The 6,663-nt window shown below is 62.6% G+C and carries 2 pseudogenes; both read right to left on the bottom strand.

Annotation, left to right across the window (positions count from 1 at the left end):
* Positions 1-4,932 (bottom strand): annotated as a pseudogene (locus tag J4D28_RS30255) (hypothetical protein); the annotation flags it as partial.
* Positions 4,933-5,277: 345 nt separating this feature from the next.
* Positions 5,278-6,663 (bottom strand): annotated as a pseudogene (locus J4D28_RS30250) (hypothetical protein); the annotation flags it as partial.

Below are 6,663 nucleotides of genomic sequence, written 5' to 3'. Positions count from 1 at the left end.
AGCGACGCTATAGACCAGCGCGACTCCACCCGAACTCAGGGCTGGCAGGCCGCTGGTATCACTCGACAAGCTATAGGTCAGCGGTACATCGGCACCCGACTGGAAGATACCGGTAACGCTACCGCTGGCCGTGGTCGCCTCGCCGGGTACATCACCCACACCACCGGCGATGCCATTGGCCAGGCCATCTTCATCAACGGTACCAGCCTCGGCGGCTCCGGTTGCGGTTGGCGTATCGTCATCGACGGTGATCACCAGTTTCTCGGCGGCGGCCGTTACCGTGTCGCCATCGTTATCCGTGGCCTGGAGTATCGTGCCCAGGTTAAGGGTGATGTCGTTCTCGTCGTTGCCGGCTGGATGATCCAGCGGCTGCAGCAGGCTGAAGCTGTAGGCACCGGCGGCACTGAGGCTGAAGGTGAACACATCGACGGCGCCCGCCTTGGCAGTCAGGGTGTCACCCGCGACGCTATAGATCAGCGCCACTCCACCCGAACTCAGGGCTGGCAGGCCGCTGGTATCACTCGACAAACTATAGCTCAGTGGTACATCGGCGCCGGATTGGAAGATACCGGTAACGCTGCCGCTGGCCGTCGTGGCTTCACCCGCTACATCACCGACACCACCGGCAATACCATTGGCCAGGCCATCTTCATCGACGGTTCCGGCCTCGGCGGCTCCGGTTGCGGTTGGGGTGTCGTCATCGACGGTAATCACCAGTTTCTCGGCGGCGGCCGTCACTGTGTCGCCGTCCTTATCGGTAGCTTGCAGCAAGGTGCCGAGGTTGAGGGTGATGTCGTTCTCGTCATTGCCGGCTGGATGGTCCAGCGGCTGCAGCAGGGTAAAGCTGTAGGCACCGGCTGCACTGAGGCTGAAGGTGAATACATCGACGGCACCGGCTTTGGCGGTCAGGGTGTCGCCGAGGACGCTGTAGACCAGCGCCACTCCGCCCGAACTCAATGCTGGCAAGCCACTGGTGTCGCTCGACAGGGCATAGGTCAGCGGTACATCGGCTCCAGATTGGAAGATACCGGTAACGCTACCGCTGGCCGTGGTCGCCTCGCCGGGTACATCACCCACACCACCGGCGATGCCATTGGCCAGGCCGTCTTCATCGACGGTGCCGGCCGCGGCAGTCCCATTGGCGGTTGGCGTGTCGTCATCGATGGTGATCACCAGTTTCTCGGCGGCGGCCGTCACCGTGTCGCCATCGTTATCCGTGGCCTGGAGTATCGTGCCCAGATTAATGGTGATGTCGTTCTCGTTGTCGCCCGCTGGGTGATCCAGCGGCTGCAGCAGGGTGAAGCTGTAGGCACCGGCGGCACTGAGGCTGAAGGTGAATACATCGGTTGCGCCAGCCTTGGCGGTCAGGGTATCGCCAGCGACGCTGTACACCAGTGCCACTCCGCCGGACGTCAGAGCTGGCAAGCCACTGGTGTCGCTCGACAAGGAGTAAGTCAGCGGTACATCGGCACCCGACTGGAAGATCCCGGTCACGCTGCCGCTGGCCGTGGTGGCTTCGCCCGCTACGTCGCCGACACCGCCGGCAATGCCATTGGCCAGGCCGTCTTCATCGACAGTACCGGCCTCGGCGGCTCCGGCCGCCGTTGGCGTGTCGTCATCGACGGTAATCACCAGTTTCTCGGCGGCAGCCGTTACCGTGTCGCCATCGTTATCCGTGGCCTGCAACAGCGTGCCGAGGTTAAGGGTGATGTCGTTTTCATCATTGCCGGCTGGATGATCCAGCGGCTGCAGCAAGGTGAAGCTGTAGACACCCGCGGCGCTAAGGCTGAAGGTAAATACATCGGTCGCCCCGGCTTTGGCGGTCAGGGTGTCACCCAGGACGCTATAGACCAGCGCCACGCCGCCCGAACTCAATGCCGGCAAGCCACTGGTGTCACTCGACAAGCTATAGGTCAGTGGCACGTCGGCCCCGGACTGGAAGATACCGGTAACGCTACCGCTGGCAGTCGTGGCTTCGCCAGCTACGTCGCCCACACCACCGGCAATACCATTGGCCAATCCGTCTTCATCGACGGTACCAGCCTCGGCGGCTCCGGCCGCCGTTGGTGTGTCGTCATCGACGGTAATCACCAGTTTCTCGGCGGCGGCCGTCACCGTGTCACCGTCCTTGTCGGTAGCTTGCAGCAGCGTGCCGAGGTTAAGGGTGATGTCGTTTTCATCATTGCCGGCTGGATGATCCAGCGGCTGCAGCAGGCTGAAGCTGTAGGCACCCGCGGCGCTAAGGCTGAAGGTGAACACATCGACTGCACCAGCCTTGGCGGTCAGGGTGTCACCCAGGACGCTGTAGACCAGCGCCACGCCGCCCGAGCTCAGCGCTGGCAAGCCGCTGGTGTCGCTCGACAGGGAGTAAGTCAGCGGTACATCGGCCCCGGACTGGAAGATCGCCGTGACGCTGCCGCTGGCCGTCGTGGCTTCGCCAGCTACGTCGCCCACACCACCGGCAATACCATTGGCCAAGCCGTCTTCGTCGACGGTACCAGCCTCGGCGGCTCCGGTTGCGGTTGGCGTGTCGTCATCGACGGTAATCACCAGTTTCTCGGCGGCAGCCGTTACCGTGTCGCCATCGTTATCCGTGGCTTGCAGCAGGCTACCCAGGTTGATCGTAATGTCGTTCTCGTCATTGCCGGCTGGATGGTCCAGCGGTTGCAGCAAGGTGAAGCTGTAGGCACCGGCTGCACTGAGGCTGAAGGTGAACACATCGACTGCACCAGCCTTGGCGGTCAGGGTATCTCCCAGGACGCTGTAGACCAGCGCCACGCCGCCCGAACTCAATGCCGGCAAGCCACTGGTATCACTCGACAAGCTATAGCTCAGCGGTACATCGGCCCCGGACTGGAAGATACCGGTAACGCTACCGCTGGCAGTCGTTGCTTCGCCAGCCACGTCGCCCACACCACCGGCAATACCATTGGCCAATCCGTCTTCATCGACGGTACCAGCCTCGGCGGCTCCGGCCGCCGTTGGCGTGTCGTCATCGACGGTAATCACCAGTTTCTCGGCGGCGGCCGTCACCGTGTCACCGTCCTTATCCGTGGCTTGCAGCAGGCTACCCAGGTTGATCGTAATGTCGTTTTCGTCATTACCGGCTGGATGATCCAGAGGCTGCAGCAGGGTAAAGCTATAGGCGCCCGCCGCGCTGAGGCTGAAGGTGAATACATCGATTGCACCGGCTTTGGCAGTCAGGGTGTCGCCGGCGACGCTATAGACCAGTGCCACTCCACCCGAACTCAGGGCTGGCAGGCCGCTGGTATCGCTCGACAAGCTAAAGCTCAGCGGCACATCGACGCCGGACTGGAAGATCCCGGTCACGCTGCCACTGGCCGTGATGGCTTCGCCAGGCACGTCGCCGACACCGCCGGCAATGCCATTGGCCAGGCCGTCCTCATCGACGGTGCCAGCCGCAGGGGTACCGGCCGCTGCCGGTCCATCGTCCTCGAAGATCATCTGCGAGCCGATTTCGGCGGTGCTGGTAGAGGCTTGGCGCAGGGTGAAACCACCGATATCGAAATCGGCGTGGTCATCGCCCCTGGCATCGGTGGCTGCCCCGTTCTCGACCAGCACGCGGTTGTGATCCGCGGTGGTGGTGTATTCAATCTGGTAGCCGGCCTTGACGCCGGTGATGGTTGCCACGCCGCCGGAAAAGCTGATGGCAATGCTCGGATCATTCACCGAACCGTCGGAGTTCTCGATCACCAGCCCGGTGCTTTTGTTGATCACGCGAATATGGGTGATGGCCACTGACGCATCGTTCGCATAGCCATTGATGAAATTCACGCCAGGTTCGGCCGCAGTGCTGTATGCGCTGACTTTCACCATCGCCGTCTTGCCGCCTTGCAGCTGCACGACATCGAAACTGGCTGTCTTGGTATTAAAGACCGCGGTGAAGTCGATATTGGATTCCACATCCGCTTCGTTCTGGTCCAGGTTAGGCACGGTCACGTTCTGCCGGGCGCCGGTGACGAACGAAATACGAATGCCTTCCTGTTCCACAATCATCTGGTTGTTGGTGCCCAGGGTGGTCGGGCCACCGCCCTGGCTGGTATTGATCGTATCGCCAGTGTTGATGTTCGCGCCGCTCGACTGGTCCGCCGGGTCCTTACCGGTGGCGATCAGCGTCGGATTGGTGATCCGCAAGACGCCACCGTCGTTGATCACCGTCGGGTTCGCCGCCGTGAACATCAGGAACAGGTTCTGCCCGGAGGGTGCATTGGCCAGGCTGAATCCCGCGTCCTGGACGGTGCTGACAAACACCTTGTTCAGCAGGTTGAGGGCATCGTCCGGGTTGCTGGCATCCGGGTGCTTGAGCGGTTGGTATTCCACGGTCCAGAGCTTGCCGCCGGATACCGGCGATCCGGTTTCTTCGATATAGGCCGCGAACACAATCGCACCGGCAGGGCCACCGGCCCGGCCCAGCAGGATGTTGTTGTCCGTATCCGTATAGAGAAGGATGCTGGTGCCATCGAGGGTATCCAGCCCGCTGTCCAGGCCATTGAGCGGCGCGCCGAGGCTGTCGGTGAACTTGATATCGCTGACATTCGTGCCGGGCGCCAGGGTGAAGGCATTGCTGCCCGTGTCGCCCACGGCACCGGTGTAGCCACTCAAGGCGGCGTCCGTTGCGGTTCCGGCCCCAAGGGCCGTCAACCGCGTAGCGAAGGCCGAGGGCAGGGCCGCCAGCAGGATGTCATTGTCGTCAGCGTCTCCGGCGGGGCTTGGCGTCGCAGTGGCGTTCTGCAACCCGGTGGTTTCGTCCAGGGTCACGCTCGCACCGTTCACCAGGATGGACGAAGCGCTGTTCACCTGGGCAGCGCTGACGGCCAGCGTGTTGTCGCTGGAGAAAACGGGGTAGAGAGCGGTGCTGGTGTCAGCGGTCAGGTCGTTCGTGGGGGATGGGTTTTTTTTAGAAATAGTCATGACGTTCTCCCGGGCAATTCCAGTCGTCGAAGCCGCACCTGGGCCCTCTGTTGGCAGATACGACAACTATGAAGATGCGTCGCAGATTGCGCATTGGCCGATACTCCCAGGCCGGATGGGAGTTTCAGCCCATGCGGCAGGGGACACGGGAGGCGGTAAGGCAGCGATCGCGCAAGGGGGCTTTGGGTTAGCCTGCGATGGGCGGCGACAGGCCTGTCGTAGAGCTGTTCGACGGGCGGCTTGAGTGTTCGGCGCGGCTCTCATGTCGGAGCTGTAGATAGGGGAGCCCAAAAAAAGCGAGGGTGGTTTCCAGGCCACCCTCGCTTGAGTTTGACGCGCCAGGTTTCAGACGCTGCCCAGCACAATATCGGTATTGAGCAGGTCGACCCCGACCAGGGTGATGGTCGTCAATTGTCCGCCGGTCTCGGCCACCGTCACGATACTGTCGGCGCCGGCGTTGTTGATCGACTGCACAGTGGCGCCCGGGTCACCAATAAGCACCACCGCATCGCGCTGGCCTGCGCCGGCATCGAAGCCTGTGACCTGGTACTGGTTCTCGGCCACCGACAGGTCGATGTTGAAGGCATCCCGCTCACCCGTGGTGCCCACCAGCCTGAAGTCGAAGAGGGCATCGGCCGGGTCGTTGGCGAACAGGTTGGCGTCGAACGCGCTGGTCGCGGTGTCGCCATCCTTGTCCGTCACCGTCGCGTTGAACGCCAGCTTGATATCGCTGGCCAGGCTCTCGGTCTCCTGAATGAACTCGATCACCGGGATCTTGATCGTACCCTTGCCCATGGTGAGCTGGACCGCATCGATCTTGTGGATGTCGTCCCACTCCAGGGTAAAGGATGTCTGGCCTCCCGCTTCCGCATGCAGGTCGGCGGCCTGCACCTTGATGGGCGCGCCCGAGGTCGTGCCGTTGTCGAAGTAGATCGTGTAGTACAGCTCTTCCGTGGCCGGGTTGTAGCCCTGCACCGAGTTGTCGATATAGACCTTCATGGCCGTCAACAGCGTCTCGGGGTTGACCACGAAGCTCTCGTCACCGGCATTGATGCCGGCGGTGGTGTTGCCCTCCAGGTTGTTGTTGGCGATGCCGATACCCGAGGTGCTGACGTTCAACGCCGCCGTGCCGATGAATGACGGCAGGGGGTTGGTCTGCAGTTGCGCTTCGGTCGGGTCGGGCGCCCCGAGCCCGATGCCGGTCAGGATGCTGTTATCGCCGGTTTGCGGTGCCAGCGGATTGGCGCCGAAGAACACCACCTCTTCGGTGCCTATCGTCAGCGTGCGCACAGGGTCCGGCCCACCGGCATCCAGCGAGCCATCGGCACTGCTGAGGACGATGACCGAACGGAAGCCTTCCTCCAGGTCCAGGGCATAGGTGCCGTTGGCGTAGGCACTCAGGGTGTAGTGCACGGTGGTATCGGCGGTGGCCGCGTTGTTGTCGAAATCACCGGTCAAGGTGCCCGCGAACTGGTAGGCGCCATTGCCATCGGGTGATGGCGACTGCTCGACCAGCGTGCCGGTCCCGGTGGTGGTCGTGTCATCCGGCCGGACCAGGGTGAACTGGTTGTTCACCAGCGAAATATCCAGGCCGGCTGCATTCAGCCCGTCGGCGCCGGCCCCCAGGTTCCAGTAGCCTTGTTGCGCCAGCTGGGTCCCGGTGCCGATCAGGTTGCCGAAGGCCAGGGTCGGCGTATCGTCATCGACGGTGATCACCAGCTTGTCGGCTGC

It is taken from the genome of Pseudomonas sp. GW531-T4, from assembly GCF_017349615.1.
GTDB classification, from domain to species: Bacteria; Pseudomonadota; Gammaproteobacteria; order Pseudomonadales; family Pseudomonadaceae; genus Aquipseudomonas; species Aquipseudomonas chlororaphis_I.
The sequence above is the reverse complement of the archived record's forward strand: the minus strand, read 5'-3'. Positions and strand labels throughout refer to the sequence as shown.